The following is a 13,530-nucleotide window of genomic DNA, read 5'->3' as shown; positions in this document are numbered from 1 at the left end:
TGTAGGTAGCCTACATATAGACTGGTCGCATGGAGGACCGGGATAGGGTTCGGATGTGAACGCCGACGAGCTCCGCGGGCACATGGACGCCCTGCTGCTCTCCGTGCTGGAGGGGGAGCGGCTGCACGGCTATGCGATCATCGAGGCGCTGCGCGAGCGCAGCGGTGGCGAGTTGAACGTTCCGACCGGCACGGTCTATCCGGCGCTGCGGCGGCTGGAGGGCGCGGGGCTGCTGGCCGGCGAGTGGTCGACCGCGGGGGGCCGCAGGCGCCGGACCTACCGGCTCACCGACGCGGGCCGCCGGGCCCTGGCCGGGGAGCGCTCGGCGTGGCGATCGTTCACGCGTACGATCGGGAGCGTGCTCGATCCGCTGCGCTGAGGGCGGCGGGAGAGGCGAACCGGAGGCAGAGTGTGGCGCTGCGGAGCTGCCACAGCCATATGGCGTAGCTGACGATGGTCAGGGCGATGCCGGGCAACTCGTCCATGATGTCCGATGTGCCGCGGGTGAAGCTCAGGGCCGCGCACATTGCGACGAGCACCGGCATCCCAAGCCACACCAGAAGCCCCAGCGACCGAGTGATCAGCGCGGGGCGGTGCAGCCGCCGCAGTCCCCGGCCGAGTGCCAGCAGCGCGAGAGCGCCGACCACGCCCGTGAGGAGCTGGCTGTAGTCCACCACCCTGGCCAGCACGCCGAACCAGGCCGGCTTGGCGGCCATCACGGAGGGGGGCTCGGGGAAGATCTTCCAGACGAGGTTCCACATCAGCGTCATCGGCGGCACGCTGAGGAACAGCAGGAGCGCGGTCCTGCGGCCCTGACCGACCGCGAGCTCCTGCTGGAATCCCGGGGCGATCTCCGCCACCGGGCCGAAGTCCGCGACCGCACGCCGCTCGGCCTCCGCTCGCGGCAGGCCATCGCACTCGTAGGCCTCGGCTGCGTCCAGCAGACCGTCGCGGGCCTCGGCGAGCAGGTCACGCTTCACCCGCCCCGGACCCCGCAGGGCGGAGCGCAGCGCGGCCACATAGACGTCGATCGGACCCCCGTCCGTCATGGAACCGCCTCCCTCGCCCCGGCTGCCCATAAGCGTAGTCGCGGGACGAGGGAGGCGGCGGGTCGCGGCCGTGCCGGAAGGGGGTCCGCGAGGTACCCGCGTGCGGACTCCCCGGCTGAGCCCCGCCGCCCAGCTCCCGGATGGCGTTCGGGACTCCCGGCGCGCGCCGCCGGCCCGGCTCCTGGCGGCCGCGTCCCCGGGCCGGCTCTGCCCCTGTCTCAGGCTCGGCCTGTGGGACGCGGCCGCTCAGTCGGGACGCGTCAGACGCGCTGCCACAGGGCCGGGACGTTCGGAGGCTCCCAGCCGACCAGGGCGGTGTGTCCCTGGAGGCAGCGGTACGTCACTCCGCCATAGGTGACCGTGGCGCCGGCCTGGTACGTCGTACCGGCCTGCCAGGTGCCCCCGCCGGGCGGCGGCGTTGGGGTGGGGCTGCTCGGCGGCGGCGTGGGGGTCGGGCCGGGGCTGGTCGGCGGGGTGCCGACGACGTTGAGCACGAAGTCGAACGTGGCCTCCCTGCCGTTGCCGTTCGCCCGTACGTTCATGAGCAGCCGGGGGTCGTAGATCGTGTCGGTGTTGTTGCGCGGCTCGCCCGGGAAGTAGAGCTGCGTGGTGAGGATCGGCTTGTTCGGGGCCTGTGCCTTCACGTGGATGTGCCGGGTGCGGCCGGGGTAGAGGCCGGGCACGATCGTGGTGAGCCTGTACGCCCCGTTGGCATCCGTGAACTGGTGTCCTCGGAAGGTGTAGCCCTGCATGTCGTAGTTGCCGTTCGCGTCCGCCTGCCAGAAGTCGAGCAGCACGTTGGCGAGCGGCACGCAGTTGACGCCGAACACGTAACCGCTGACGGTGAGCAGCGTGCCGGAGCCGGGCAGGGTGGAGCGCAACGGGGAGCTGGGCTTGAAGTAGGGACCCTCTATCTGCGGCGGAGTGTTCCCGCCGCTGTCACCGCAGAAGGGGGTCGGCTCCAGCGGCTCGCCCTTCTCCACCGCGGCCCGGGCCAGCGGCGTGGCCCCGAGCAGGAGCGGGATCGGGGCGGCCACGAGGGCTGCCTTCATGAAGGACTTGCGGCTGATGCCCTCGGGTTCGTTGGCGCTGTCGGCGGCCATGACTGTCTGTCTCCTTCGACCTGGGGGATGAGCGCGATCACAACCTGTCGAACGGTGACGACCCGACGAGGCTGGTCGAGGGCAGGCGCCGTTCAGGTCGTGTCCGGTAGGTCCTCCTGCCGATCGCGATGGCTACTGCGAAGATCCACAGGACACTCCCTCGCGCGACTGCAGATCGCGGCGCCTGGCTTGATCGATGCTAGCTCTGGAAAGGAAAGGTGAATACTAGATGAAACTCCATAACGCCGTGATATGCCCCTTGCCGTCGAATAGCCGTACCAACCGATAAAAAGCCAGATCTGTGGAAAATCGCGCCGGTCCCCGCGTACCGGGTCCAACGTCCCGTCCGTCTCGTGACCTTGGGACTCTCGCCGGTGGCCGTACGGCGGGCGACGGATGGGAACCGTCCGTGGCAGTGTGAGAGCCGTGGGGGACAACCCCCGAAAATTGGGAGATCGTGGGGCAGAAGAGGACCGTTGCCCGGATACCCTGTCTTCAGAGGAATCCCGGCTTCCCGGACCGTCGCCTGTCCCCCCGGGGCGAGGTGACGGGCAGCCGTCGTACCTGGCGGAAGTGGAGAGCGAGGCGGGACGTGGACCAGCCGAAAATCGTCGTGGGCATCAACGGGTCGATGGCATCGCAGGCCGCCCTGCGGTGGGCCGCCGCCGAGGGGCTGCTGCGCGGCGCGCGAGTCGAGGCCGTGTACGCCTGGGAGTGGTCGGGCGGACTGCACGCCCCTTATGCCCCGCTGTCGAGCCGGACCTCCCGCGAGGACGAGCACGCCGCCGCCGCCGACGTCGCCGAGCACGCCGTCGGCGAGCTGGGCGAGAGCCACGTCGTGCCCGTCGTCGTCGAGGGTCCGTCGGCCCAGGTCCTGCTGCGTGCGACCGCGGACGCCGACCTGCTCGTCCTCGGCGCGCACGAGGCCGAGAGCGAGCCGTACCCGGTGATCAACCCGGTGGTCACCGCCTGCCTGCTCAGGGCGCGCTGCCCGGTCGTCGTGGTGCTGCCCGGCGGCGAGCAGGAGCGCCGCGCCGAGGCCGTGCTCGCCGGCGCCCGCACCTGAGCCGGCCGGGGAGCCGGGTGGCGGACGCCACAGGGCCGGGGGGAGCCGGACGGCGGACGCCACAGGTCCACGACGTCACAGGTCCACGGCGTCGCGTCTGGTCTCGGGAGGCGCGCCCGGCGGGCCGCCGAGGCGCGGATAGTGGAGATCGAAGGCGGGCCGCTCCGACCGGATCGGCGGGATCGAGACGAAGTTGTGGCGCGGGGGCGGGCACGAGGTCGCCCACTCCAGTGAGTTGCCGTACCCCCAGGGGTCGTCGGTGGTGACCCGCCCGCCACGCCGGGCGGTGCGCCAGATGTTGAACAGGAACGGCAGGTTCGACAGCCCGAGCAGGAACGCGCCCACGCTGGAGACCTGGTTGAGCAGGGTGAAGCCGTCGAGCGGAGAGTAGTCGCCGTACCGCCGCGGCATGCCGATAACACCCAGCCAGTGCTGCACGAGGAACGTCACCTGGAAGCCGACGAAGACCATCCAGAAGTGCACCTGCCCGAGCCGGTCGTTCAGCATCTTTCCGGTCAGCTTCGGCCACCAGAAGTAGAACCCGGCGAACATCGCGAACACGACCGTGCCGAACAGCACGTAGTGGAAGTGGGCGACGACGAAGTAGGTGTCGGTCACATGGAAGTCGAGCGGCGGCGACGCCAGGATCACCCCGGTGAGCCCGCCGAACAGGAACGTGACCAGGAACCCCACGGCGAACAGCATCGGCGGCTCGAACGACAGGTGCCCGCGCCACATCGTGCCGACCCAGTTGAAGAACTTCACCCCGGTCGGCACCGCGATCAGGAACGTCATGAACGAGAAGAACGGCAGCAGCACCCGGCCGGTGGCGAACATGTGATGTGCCCACACCGTCGCCGACAGCACGGTGATCGCCATCGTCGCGCCCACCAGGCCGATGTACCCGAACAGCGGTTTGCGGCTGAAGACCGGGATCACCTCGGTGACGATCCCGAAGAACGGCAGCGCGACGATGTAGACCTCGGGATGGCCGAAGAACCAGAACAGGTGCTGCCAGAGGACCGGGCCGCCGGTCTGCGGATCGTAGATGTGCGTCCCGAGTTTGCGGTCGGCCTCCAGCGCGAGCAGCGCGGCGGCCAGCACCGGGAACGCCAGCAGCACGAGGATCCCGGTGAACAGCACGTTCCACGTGAACAGCGGCATCCGGAACATGGTCATGCCGGGGGCGCGCATCATGATGATCGTGGTGATGAAGTTGACCGTGCCGAGGATCGTGCCGACCCCCGCCATGGCGAGCCCCATGATCCACAGATCCCCCCCGATCTCCGGGCTGTACGTCGCGGTGGCCAGCGGCGTGTAGGCCGTCCAGCCGAAGGAGGGGGCGCCGCCCATCGCGAAACCGCCCAGGCTGATCAGCCCGCCGAAGAGGAACAGCCAGAAGCTCACCATGTTCAGCCGGGGGAACGCCACGTCCGGGGCGCCGATCTGCAGCGGCATGATCGCGTTGGCGAACCCCGCGAACAGCGGCGTCGCGAACAGCAGCAGCATGATCGTGCCGTGCATGGTGAACATCTCGTTGTACCGGGTCAGGTCGACGTACTGCATGCCCGGCTGGAGCAACTCGGCCCGTATCACCATGGCCATGGCGCCGCCGAGCAGGAAGAAGGCGAACGAGGTGATCAGATACAGGTTCCCGATCACCTTGTGATCCGTGCTGGACAGCCAGGAGGCGGCGACCGAGCCGATCGGGCGTCGCCGTCCCGGCGTCGTGCCGGGCCGAGTGGCCTGCGCGGTCATGCGGCGGCTCCTTTCGAAGGCGAAGGAGGTCCCCCTGCCCCGATTGCCCTGCCCCGTCACGCGCCGGTCACACGAGCATCGCCCGAAGAGGAATGCCGGAATCCCGCGGCTGGTTATGCCCGCTGAGGACCGGATGAAAGGAGTCGCCCATGGCGACCATCGAGGTGACCGAGAAGAACTTCAACGACATCACAGAAGAGGGCATCGTGCTGCTCGACTTCTGGGCGTCCTGGTGCGGACCCTGCCGATCGTTCGCACCCGTGTACGAGAAGGCGTCCGAGCAGCATGCCGACATCAAGTTCGGCAAGATCGACACAGAGGCGCAGCCCGCGCTGTCCCAGGCGTTCAACATCCAGGCCATTCCCACGATCATGGCGATCCGGGACGGCATCCAGGTCTTCGCCCAGGCGGGCGCGCTGCCCGCCACGGCGCTCGAGGACCTGATCAGGCAGCTTCGCGCCCTCGACATGGACGCGGTACGCGCCGAGGTCGCGGCCCAGACCGGCGGCAAGACCAAGCAGTGATGATCCCGCCTCTCCCGCGGAACGCGCCCCGGTCCGCGTCGATCATTCGGTGATCTTCCAGCGGACCGGGCACGGCGTACGGAGACACCGGCGATCGATCGCGAACGGTGTCTCCGATCGCTACATCCGCGGCCGGGGCGACAGTCCGGCGGCCCGATAGCAGTCGTCGATCAGCCGCATCGTGACCACCGCGTCGTCGGCGTCGGTGGGCACCGGCGTCCCCTCCCGGACCGCGGCGGTGAACGCCTCGAGCTGATAGGCGAAGGACGGCCGCCTGCCGAGGTGCTCGACCCGGCGGCCCGCCCCGGTCTCGATCACGATGCGGTCGTCCAGGTGCGGCAGGACGAAGTTCGTCGCGGTGGCCTCGCCCCGGCTGCCGACGATCCGGCAGCTCATCTCCACGCCGTCAGCGGCCATGTGGCAGCGCGCGAGGCCGGTCGCGCCGGAGGGGAAGACCAGGTCGGCGTCGAGCCACTCGTCCACGCCCGGCGCGCCGGCGCGCTCACCCGCCCTGGCCGACGCCACGGCGGGCTCACCGCCGCCCCACGGGGCGAGCACGCGCTGCGCGTGCAGGCTGTAGCAGCCGACGTCCATGAGCGCGCCGCCCGCGAGGGCCAGGGACCACCGGGGGTCGTCCTCGGCGGGAGCCTCGATCGCCGTCATCGTCTCGACGCGGACCAGTTCGCCCAGCTCTCCCGAGGCGAGCAGTTCGTGGAGCCGCAGCGTGACCGGGTGGTGGCGGTAGTGGAAGCCCTCCATCACCGTCACCCCCGCGCGCCGCGCCGCGTCGCGCACCTCGGCCGCCTCCTCGGCGTTCGAGGCGAACGGCTTCTCCGACAGCACGTGCTTGCCGGCCTCGACGGCCGCGAGATTCCATGGGCCGTGCAGGGCGTTGGCCAGCGGGTTGTACACCGCCTCGACCTCGGGGTCGGCCAGCAGATCGGCGTAGGTGGCGACGACCCGCTCCACGCCGTGCTCCGCGGCGAAGGCCTCGGCCCGCCGCCGGTCGCGCGCCGCCACCGCGACCAGGCGGGTGCCGGTCAGCTGCGCCGGCGCGACGATGGCGAGCGCCGAGATCCGGGCCGCGCCGAGAACGCCGAGCCGCAACGGTTCCATCTGTGCTTTCCCTTCCCCTGCTTACCGGCAGAAGGGATCGTATCGGTGCTTTCCACTACAGGACCGCCCGGGAACCGCGCTGCGCCGCGGAGTCGCCCCCGGGGGTCAGGAACCGCCCCCCTCGATCGGCTCGGCGGGGCGGCCCGGCCCCAGGAGGGGGCGCTGGGCCGCCTTGTCCGCGACGTACGCCTCATAGGCGCGCCGGGTGCTGTCGAGCTCGCTGACCTGGCTGACCGGCACGTCCCACCAGGACTCGCTGCCGGGGGCGTGCACGGTCGGGTCGGTCTCGACGTGGATGACGACGGGCCCGCCGCCCGCGGGGGCCGCCTTGGCGTCCTTGATCGCCTGATCGAGCTCAGCGCGGCCGCGCGCCTCGATCACGGTGGCGCCGAGGCTGCGGGCGTTGGCCGCCAGGTCGACCGGCAGCCGTGGTCCCTCCAGACGCCCGGTCGCCTGATCGCGGAAACGGTGGGCCGTGGCGAACCGCTGCGATCCCAGCGACTCCGACAGCGAGCCGATCGAGTGGAAGCCGTGGTTCTGCACCAGCACCACGATGATCTTGACGTGTTCCTGCACGGCGGTGACCAGCTCGGTCGGCATCATCAGATAGGAGCCGTCGCCCACCAGCACGAACACGTCGCGGTCGGGATCGGCCAGCCGCACCCCGATGCCGCCGGGGATCTCGTACCCCATGCAGGAGTAGCCGTACTCGACGTGGTAGGCCTTGCGGTCGCGGACCCGCCACAGCTTGTGCAGATCGCCCGGCATGGAACCGGCGGCGCAGACGACCACGTCCCGGGGATCGGACAGCTCGTTGACGCGGCCGAGCACGGTGCCCTGGGTGAGCACGCCGGGGGCGAGCGCCGCGGTGACCTCCTCGCCCGGGTGATGGGCCGCCTCGACCAGCGCGTCCCAGTCACGCCACAGCCGCGCCTGGAGCTCCCGATAAGCCGGCGCCACGGCGTACCCGTCGAGCGCGGCCGTGAGCGCGCCGAGCGCCTCGCGCGCGTCCGCGACGACCGGCAGCCCGCCGATCTTGCCGGCGTCGAACCGGGCGACGTTGATGTTGACGAACCGCACCTCCGGGTGCCGGAAGGCGCTGCGCGAGGCGGTGGTGAAGTCGCTGTAGCGGGTGCCCACGCCGATCACCAGATCGGCCTCGGCGGCGAGCGCGTTGGCGGCCGTCGTGCCGGTCGAGCCGACCGCGCCCATCGCCTGCGGATGACCGTGCGGCAGCGACCCCTTGCCCGCCTGGGTCTCGCCGACGGGGATGCCGGTCGCCGCGCAGAACGCGCGCAGCGCCTCCTCCGCGCCCGAGTAGTGCACCCCGCCGCCGGCCACGACGAGCGGCCGCCGCGCCGCGCGGACGAGCGCGGCCGCCGCCGCGATGTCGGCGGGCTCGGGGAGGGGCCGGCCGACCCGCCAGACCCGCTCGGCGAACAGCTCCGCCGGCCAGTCGAACGCCTCGGCCTGCACGTCCTGCGGCAGCGCGAGCGTGACCGCCCCGGTGTCCGCCGGGTCGGTGAGCACCCGCATGGCGCCCAGCAGCGCCGAGGGCAGCTGCTCGGGCCGGTCCACCCGGTCGAAGAACCGCGACACCGGCCGGAAGGCGTCGTTGACGGACACGTCACCGGCGTACGGAACCTCGAGCTCCTGCAGCACGGGCGTGGCCACCCGCGTCGCGAACGTGTCCGAGGGCAGCAGCAGCACCGGCAGCCGGTTGATCGTGGCGAGCGCGGCGCCGGTCAGCATGTTCGTCGAGCCGGGGCCGATCGACGCGGTGCACGCCCACGTCCGCAGGCGGTCCTTCTGCCGGGCGTAGGCCACCGCGGTGTGGACCATCGCCTGCTCGTTGCGCGCCGGCACGTACCGCAGCGGCCGGTCGCCGCCGGCGAGCTCGTTCTGCAGCAGCGCCTGGCCCAGACCGGCGACGTTGCCGTGCCCGAGGATGCCCAGGCACCCGGCGAACAGCCGCTGCCGCGCGCCGTCGCGTTCGGTCCACTGGGCGGCCAGGAAACGCACGATCGCCTGTCCGACGGTCAGGCGGACCGTGTCCGGGTGCGTGGTCATCGTGATCCTCCGATCGGCAGTCTCCGGTCGACCTCCTGCTGGGTCCACGAGTCCCGCACCCATCCGTGCGCGGGGTCGTCGCAGATCAGCCAGGCCCGGACCGGGCCGGGGCCGGCCATCACGTTGAGGTAGTAGAGGTCGTAGCCGGGCGGGGCCATGGCCGGGCCGTGCCAGCCGTGCGGCACGAGCACGACGTCGCCGGAGCGGACCTCGGCGAGCACGTCGATGGGCCGCTCCGGCGTGCCGTACACGCGCTGGTAGCCGACCGGGTCGGCGCCCGGCGGCGCGCCGCCGTCGGCCCTGACCTCGAAGTAGTAGATCTCCTCCAGCTCGGTCTCCACGCCGTCGCGCTCCTCGTCATGCTTGTGCGGGGGATAGGAGCTCCAGTTGCCGGCCGGTGTGATCACCTCGCAGGCGATGATCGAGTCGGCGTCGAGCACCCGCGGCACGCCGAAGTTGCGCACCTCGCGCGAGGCCCGTCCGGCGCCGCGCAACTCGACCGGGACCTCGGCCGCGCGCACGTGCCGGAAGGGGAGCGGCGCCGCCAGCTTGGCCGCCCTGGCGCCGCAGAGGGCGACCTTCGCCGGGGCGCCGCCGGTGTTCGTCACCGTGAGGCTCGCCTCGCGCGGGACGTAGGCCACGTCGGCCGGACCGGCGAAGACGCTCTCCCGTCCGGCCAGCCGCGCCTCGTGCCGCTCCCCGGTGTGATCGGTCACCGTGACCCCGCAGTCTCCCGACAGCGGGACGACGATCAGCTCGTCGCCGCCCGTGACGAGATCCACCCGCCCTCCCGGGTCCAGGGCCGCCACCCGCAGGCTCGTGTGCCGCCACCCGTCGACGGCGTCGGTGATCGAGACCTGGAATCCGCCTTCGGCGGCGGTGCCGTACGGATGAACCCAGCGTTCGTCGTCGTTCATGACCTGGCCTGCCCACTCATGGTCTGGTTCCGTTGCCGATCCGGGCCCCCTCACGATCCGCTCCCCTCATCATCCGGGTCCCGTCACGATCCGGGTCCGTGTACGAGCCGCGACGCGATGTCGACGGCGGCCGCCACGTCGCCGTCCGGCGGGAAGAGCAGCGCCCGCCCGACCACCAGCCCGCGTACGGCGGGAAGCCCCATGGCCCGTTCCCACGCGGCGAACGTCTCGTCGGGACGGCCGCTCGGATCGCCGCCGAGCAGCAGCGTCGGCAGCGTCGTGGCGTCCATCACCCGCTCCAGCTCATCGACGACCGGCAGCTTCAGCCAGGTGTGGCGGCTCGTGGCCCCGAGCCCGGCGGCGATGCTGATCGACGCGATGGTCGAGTCGGGATCGAGCAGGTTGCGCACCCGGCCCTCCTGGCGGACGGAAAGGAACGGCTCCACCATCGCCATCACACCATGGGACGCCAGCTCGGTCACCGCCCGGGCGCTCGCCTCCAGGGTCGCCACCGTGTCGGGGTCGTCGAGGCAGATCCGGGTGAGCATCTTGCCGCCGTCCAGCCCCCGGGCCGCGATCTCCCCGGCGGTGTAGGCGGTGAAGCGGTCGTCGAGTTCGAAGACCGACCCCTGCAGGCCACCCCGGTTCATCGACCCGATGACGAGCTTGTCCTCCAGCGCGCCCATCAGCAGCAGGTCGTCGAGGATGTCGGACGTGCCGAGCACTCCGTCGACGCCCGGGTGGGACAGCGCGACGGCCAGGCGCCGCAGCAGGTCGCTGCGCGAGGCCATGGCCCGCCGGTCGTCGCGGACGCCGAGTGCGCCCCTGGCCGGGTGGTCGGCGGCCACGATGAGCAGCCTGCCGTCCGCGCCGGCGAGATCGCGCCGGGCCCGGGCGGCCCACCCCGCGGTGATCCGCTGCGGCTCGCGCACCCGGATCTCGGTCAGCTCGGCGATGGCGACGGCGAGGTCCGGGCGGCCGGTCAGGCCTGGTCGGCTGCTCGTCGAGGTCATCGTCCCCCCTTCCGCTCTTCGGCGGCGAGGACGGCCTCGACCTCCGCTTCGTACGGCATGGCACTGGAGCATTCGAGCCGCGACGCGACGAGCGCGCCGGCCACGTTGGCGAACCGCAGCACGCGACGCAGGTCCCATCCGCTGAGCAGACCGTGGACGAGGGCGCCGCCGAACGCGTCGCCGGCGCCGAGGCCGTTGACGACCTTCACCGGGAACGGCGGCACCTCGACGCACTCGTCTGCGGTGGCGGCGAGCACGCCCTCGGGCCCCTGCTTCACGATCGCGAGTTCGATGCCCCGGTCGAGCAGGGCGTCGGCGGCGCGCCGCGGCTCGGTCTCGCCGACGGCGACCTCGCACTCCGCCCGGTTGCCGACCGCCACCGTGACGTGTTCGAGGGCGGCGCCCATCTGCGCGCCGGCCTCGGCCGGGTCGGGCCAGAACATGGGCCGGTAGTCGAGATCGAGGATCGTGTGCGCCCGCCGGCCGCGGGCCCGCCAGGCGGCGAAGTGCGCGGAACGGGAGGGCTCCTGCGACAGCCCGGTTCCGGTGGCCCAGCAGACGGCGGCCTCCCGTACGGCATCGAGCGGGATCTCGTCCGGCTCGATCATCAGGTCCGGCGCGATCGGATAGCGGTAGAAGTACAGCGGGAAGTCGTCGGGCGGGAAGATCTCGCAGAAGGTCACCGGGGTCGGCGGCCCGTCCACCTCGGTGACGAAGCGGTCGTCCACCCCGAAATCACGCAGCGCGCGGTGGATGTAGCGGCCGAAGGGGTCCCGTCCGGTCCGCGTGATGATCGCGGTGCGGCGTCCGTAGCGTGCCGCCGCCACCGTGACGTTGGTCGCGCTGCCGCCGAGGAACTTCCCGAAGCGCTCGACGTCTTCGAGGCCCACACCGTGTTCGAGCGGGTAGATGTCCACCCCGCACCGGCCCATGGCCACCAGGTCGTATGCCATCGTCAGGTCCCCGCCTCGTCCGCCAGAGTCAGCAAGTGCTCCAGGCTCGCCCGCACCTCCCGCGCCGGGCCGGTGCTCGCGTCCGCGGGCGGCCCGCTGAGGATGGTGTCCTGTTCCAGGACGTACCAACCTCGGTACCCGCCGCGCTCCAGGGCGGACACGATGGCCGCGATGTCGACGTCGCCCCGGCCGAGTGGGACGTACATGCCGCCGGCCACCGCCTCGGTGTAGGTCGCAGCTCCGCCGCTGACCCGGCGCGCCCAGTCGGCGCGTACGTCCTTCAGGTGGACGTGGGCGATCCGTTCGGGGTGCCGCCGGGCGACCTCGACGGGGTCGCCGCCGCCGATGAGCAGATGGCCGGTGTCGAGACACAGGCCGATGCGGCTGCCGCCGAGCACCCGGGCCGTCTCCTCGCCGCTTTCGATCATCGTGCCGACGTGCGGGTGCAGGGTGGCCACGAGTCCGCGGGCGGCCGCCGCGCCGGCGATCCGGTCGAGGTTGGCCAGCAGGGCCGACCAGCCGGCGCCGTCGAGCTGCGGCCGGGCGTCGTAACCCTCCCGGCCGGTGGCGGCCGCGACGACGACCGTGGAGGCCCGGGCGGCGACCAGGCCGGCCATGGCCCGCTCCACCTCGGGCAGCGGGTCGTGGCCGGCGTCGTGCAGCACGACGGGCACGAACTGCCCCACGGCCGCCAGGCCGTACGCCGCCAGGGTCGACGCCTTCTCCTCCGGCGCGTCGGGCAGGAAACCGTCGGGGCCGAACTCGGTCGCGGTCAGGCCCAGCTCGCGCATCTCGCGCAGCACGGTGTCGGGCGGGAGCTGATGGCCCCAGCCGGGGACCTCGCAGACGCCCCATGAGATGGGGGCCCCGGCCACGCGGCGGGCCACGGGCGTCCCGGCGGCGATCGCGTCCTCAGCGGTCACGTCTCAGATCCCCTCGGTTTCGTCGGTGCTCCTGATCTCGGCGAGGGCGACGGGTCTGCGCTCCGCGCGGGAGCGCTCGCACGCCTCGGCGATGCGGAAGGCCTCCAGGGCGTCGCGCACCGTGCACGGGGACGGCCGCAGCCCGCGTGCGACGTCGGCGAAGGCGGTGAGCTCGGCGCGGTAGGCGGGCAGGAAGCGCTCCATGAACGACCACTTACGCGGGCCGCGCGGGAAGTCGACGTCGTCCTCGGCCGAGCGCATGGCCAGCGAGTGGTCCAGCCCGACGGCGATCGTACCCTTCTCGCCGAAGATCTCCATTCGCACGTCGTGGCCGCCGCCGTTGTACCGGGCCGAGGAGACCATGACGATCGTGCCGTCGTCCAGGGTCAGCAGGGCGGCGCCGGTGTCGACGTCCCCGGCCGCGGCGAAGAAGTCCGCCCCCTTGTTGGCGCCGGTGGCGTACGCCGTGGCGACCTCCCGGCCGGTGACGAACCGGAGGATGTCGAAGTCGTGCACGTTGCAGTCGCGGAAGATCCCGCCGGAGACCGGGATGTAGGACGCGTGCGGCGGGGCCTGGTCGTGGGTGTTGGCCCGGATGGTGTGGACGAACCCGAGCTCGCCGGACTCCACCGCCCGCCGCGCCCGCCGGTAGCCCGCGTCGAATCGCCGCTGGAAGCCCACGTGCACCGGCACGCCGGCGTCCGCGACGAGTGCGGCGAGCGCGATGGTCTCCTCCAGGGTGGCCGCCACCGGCTTCTCGCAGAAGGTCGGCACCCCGGCGGCGACGCTCAGGCGCAGCAGCGGCGCGTGGCCCGGCGTGGCGGTGGCGATGACGAAGCCGTCGACGCCCGACGCCAGCAGCGTCTCGGCGTCCGGTGCGACCTCGGCGCCGAGTTCGTCGGCGACGGCCTTGGCGGTCTCGAGATCGGCGTCCGTCACCACGAGTTCGTCGACGAAGCCGAGGTCGGCCAGTGTCCTGGCATGGAAGGCGCCTATCCGTCCGACACCCGCGAGCCCGATGCGCATCCGCGTTCCAAT

At 72.0% G+C, this 13,530-nt stretch carries 13 protein-coding genes; 3 read left to right on the top strand and 10 right to left on the bottom strand.

Annotated features, from left to right (window positions below):
• The first annotated feature begins 55 nt into the window (after positions 1 to 55).
• A complete protein-coding gene (locus tag AP234_RS06965; protein WP_055478682.1) occupies positions 56 to 379 on the top strand; it encodes a helix-turn-helix transcriptional regulator in 324 nt (107 codons plus the stop codon).
• On the opposite strand, the gene AP234_RS37825 is transcribed toward AP234_RS06965, so the two are convergent.
• Both AP234_RS37825 and AP234_RS06955 read right to left on the bottom strand, forming a co-directional pair.
• The gene (locus tag AP234_RS37825; RefSeq protein ID WP_063842794.1) at positions 339 to 1,049 is read right to left on the bottom strand and encodes a permease prefix domain 1-containing protein; all 711 of its coding nucleotides are present in this window, start codon (positions 1,047 to 1,049) and stop codon (positions 339 to 341) included. The genes AP234_RS06965 and AP234_RS37825 overlap by 41 nt on opposite strands.
• Before the next feature lie 260 nt (positions 1,050 to 1,309).
• Positions 1,310 to 2,152, bottom strand: coding sequence for a carbohydrate-binding protein (locus AP234_RS06955; RefSeq protein WP_055478681.1), 843 nt, complete (start codon positions 2,150 to 2,152; stop codon positions 1,310 to 1,312).
• Between the two features lie 592 nt (positions 2,153 to 2,744).
• On the opposite strand from AP234_RS06955, the gene AP234_RS06950 reads away from it, so the two are divergent.
• On the top strand, positions 2,745 to 3,218 hold the full coding sequence (locus tag AP234_RS06950) for a universal stress protein (protein ID WP_055478680.1): 474 nt from the start codon (positions 2,745 to 2,747) through the stop codon (positions 3,216 to 3,218).
• Between the two features lie 75 nt (positions 3,219 to 3,293).
• Here the strand turns inward: AP234_RS06950 and ctaD are convergent, their stop codons facing one another.
• Positions 3,294 to 4,976, bottom strand: a complete 1,683-nt coding sequence (ctaD, locus tag AP234_RS06945) for an aa3-type cytochrome oxidase subunit I (protein WP_083501845.1) — start codon at positions 4,974 to 4,976, stop codon at positions 3,294 to 3,296.
• A gap of 149 nt (positions 4,977 to 5,125) precedes the next feature.
• Here ctaD and trxA point away from each other — a divergent pair, with 149 nt between their 5' ends.
• Positions 5,126 to 5,500, top strand: a complete 375-nt coding sequence (gene trxA / locus AP234_RS06940) for a thioredoxin (RefSeq protein WP_055478679.1) — start codon at positions 5,126 to 5,128, stop codon at positions 5,498 to 5,500.
• 120 nt (positions 5,501 to 5,620) lie between these two features.
• On the opposite strand, the gene AP234_RS06935 is transcribed toward trxA, so the two are convergent.
• The 7 genes from AP234_RS06935 to AP234_RS06905 form a co-directional block, all read right to left on the bottom strand.
• Positions 5,621 to 6,616: a Gfo/Idh/MocA family protein gene (locus AP234_RS06935; protein WP_055478678.1), complete on the bottom strand. Its 996-nt coding sequence runs from the start codon at positions 6,614 to 6,616 to the stop codon at positions 5,621 to 5,623.
• 105 nt (positions 6,617 to 6,721) lie between these two features.
• The gene (iolD, locus tag AP234_RS06930) at positions 6,722 to 8,686 is read right to left on the bottom strand and encodes a 3D-(3,5/4)-trihydroxycyclohexane-1,2-dione acylhydrolase (decyclizing) (RefSeq protein ID WP_152990274.1); all 1,965 of its coding nucleotides are present in this window, start codon (positions 8,684 to 8,686) and stop codon (positions 6,722 to 6,724) included.
• Positions 8,683 to 9,603, bottom strand: a complete 921-nt coding sequence (gene iolB / locus AP234_RS06925; protein WP_055478676.1) for a 5-deoxy-glucuronate isomerase — start codon at positions 9,601 to 9,603, stop codon at positions 8,683 to 8,685. Before iolB ends, iolD begins: the two co-directional genes overlap by 4 nt.
• Positions 9,604 to 9,686: 83 nt before the next feature.
• Complete coding sequence (locus tag AP234_RS06920; RefSeq protein WP_055478675.1) at positions 9,687 to 10,616, bottom strand: Cgl0159 family (beta/alpha)8-fold protein; 930 nt, start codon at positions 10,614 to 10,616, stop codon at positions 9,687 to 9,689.
• Positions 10,613 to 11,569, bottom strand: coding sequence for a 5-dehydro-2-deoxygluconokinase (gene iolC / locus AP234_RS06915; RefSeq protein WP_055478674.1), 957 nt, complete (start codon positions 11,567 to 11,569; stop codon positions 10,613 to 10,615). The genes AP234_RS06920 and iolC overlap by 4 nt, the downstream gene beginning before the upstream one ends.
• 2 nt (positions 11,570 to 11,571) lie before the next feature.
• Positions 11,572 to 12,492 carry a TIM barrel protein gene (locus tag AP234_RS06910; protein WP_235557999.1) on the bottom strand — a complete coding sequence of 307 codons (921 nt, stop codon included), beginning with the start codon at positions 12,490 to 12,492 and terminating at the stop codon, positions 11,572 to 11,574.
• Between the two features lie 3 nt (positions 12,493 to 12,495).
• Positions 12,496 to 13,518 (bottom strand): Gfo/Idh/MocA family protein, encoded by a 1,023-nt coding sequence (locus AP234_RS06905; RefSeq protein ID WP_055478673.1) that lies wholly within the window; start codon positions 13,516 to 13,518, stop codon positions 12,496 to 12,498.
• Between the last annotated feature and the right edge of the window lie 12 nt (positions 13,519 to 13,530).

Origin of the sequence: Sphaerimonospora mesophila, from assembly GCF_001417795.1 — a bacterium.
Classification (GTDB): Bacteria; Actinomycetota; Actinomycetes; order Streptosporangiales; family Streptosporangiaceae; genus Sphaerimonospora; species Sphaerimonospora mesophila.
Note: the sequence above shows the minus strand (reverse complement) of the source record. Positions and strands in the feature narration are given on the sequence as shown.

Excerpts from the sequence above, each read along its gene's own strand:
- AP234_RS37825 (WP_063842794.1), bottom strand. The coding sequence starts at position 1,049 with ATGACGGACGGGGGTCCGATCGACGTCTATGTGGCCGCGCTGCGCTCC.
- AP234_RS06955 (WP_055478681.1), bottom strand. The coding sequence starts at position 2,152 with ATGGCCGCCGACAGCGCCAACGAACCCGAGGGCATCAGCCGCAAGTCC.
- ctaD (WP_083501845.1), bottom strand. The coding sequence starts at position 4,976 with ATGACCGCGCAGGCCACTCGGCCCGGCACGACGCCGGGACGGCGACGC.
- trxA (WP_055478679.1), top strand. The coding sequence starts at position 5,126 with ATGGCGACCATCGAGGTGACCGAGAAGAACTTCAACGACATCACAGAA.
- AP234_RS06935 (WP_055478678.1), bottom strand. The coding sequence starts at position 6,616 with ATGGAACCGTTGCGGCTCGGCGTTCTCGGCGCGGCCCGGATCTCGGCG.
- iolD (WP_152990274.1), bottom strand. The coding sequence starts at position 8,686 with ATGACCACGCACCCGGACACGGTCCGCCTGACCGTCGGACAGGCGATC.
- iolB (WP_055478676.1), bottom strand. The coding sequence starts at position 9,603 with ATGAACGACGACGAACGCTGGGTTCATCCGTACGGCACCGCCGCCGAA.
- AP234_RS06920 (WP_055478675.1), bottom strand. The coding sequence starts at position 10,616 with ATGACCTCGACGAGCAGCCGACCAGGCCTGACCGGCCGCCCGGACCTC.
- iolC (WP_055478674.1), bottom strand. The coding sequence starts at position 11,569 with ATGGCATACGACCTGGTGGCCATGGGCCGGTGCGGGGTGGACATCTAC.
- AP234_RS06905 (WP_055478673.1), bottom strand. The coding sequence starts at position 13,518 with ATGCGCATCGGGCTCGCGGGTGTCGGACGGATAGGCGCCTTCCATGCC.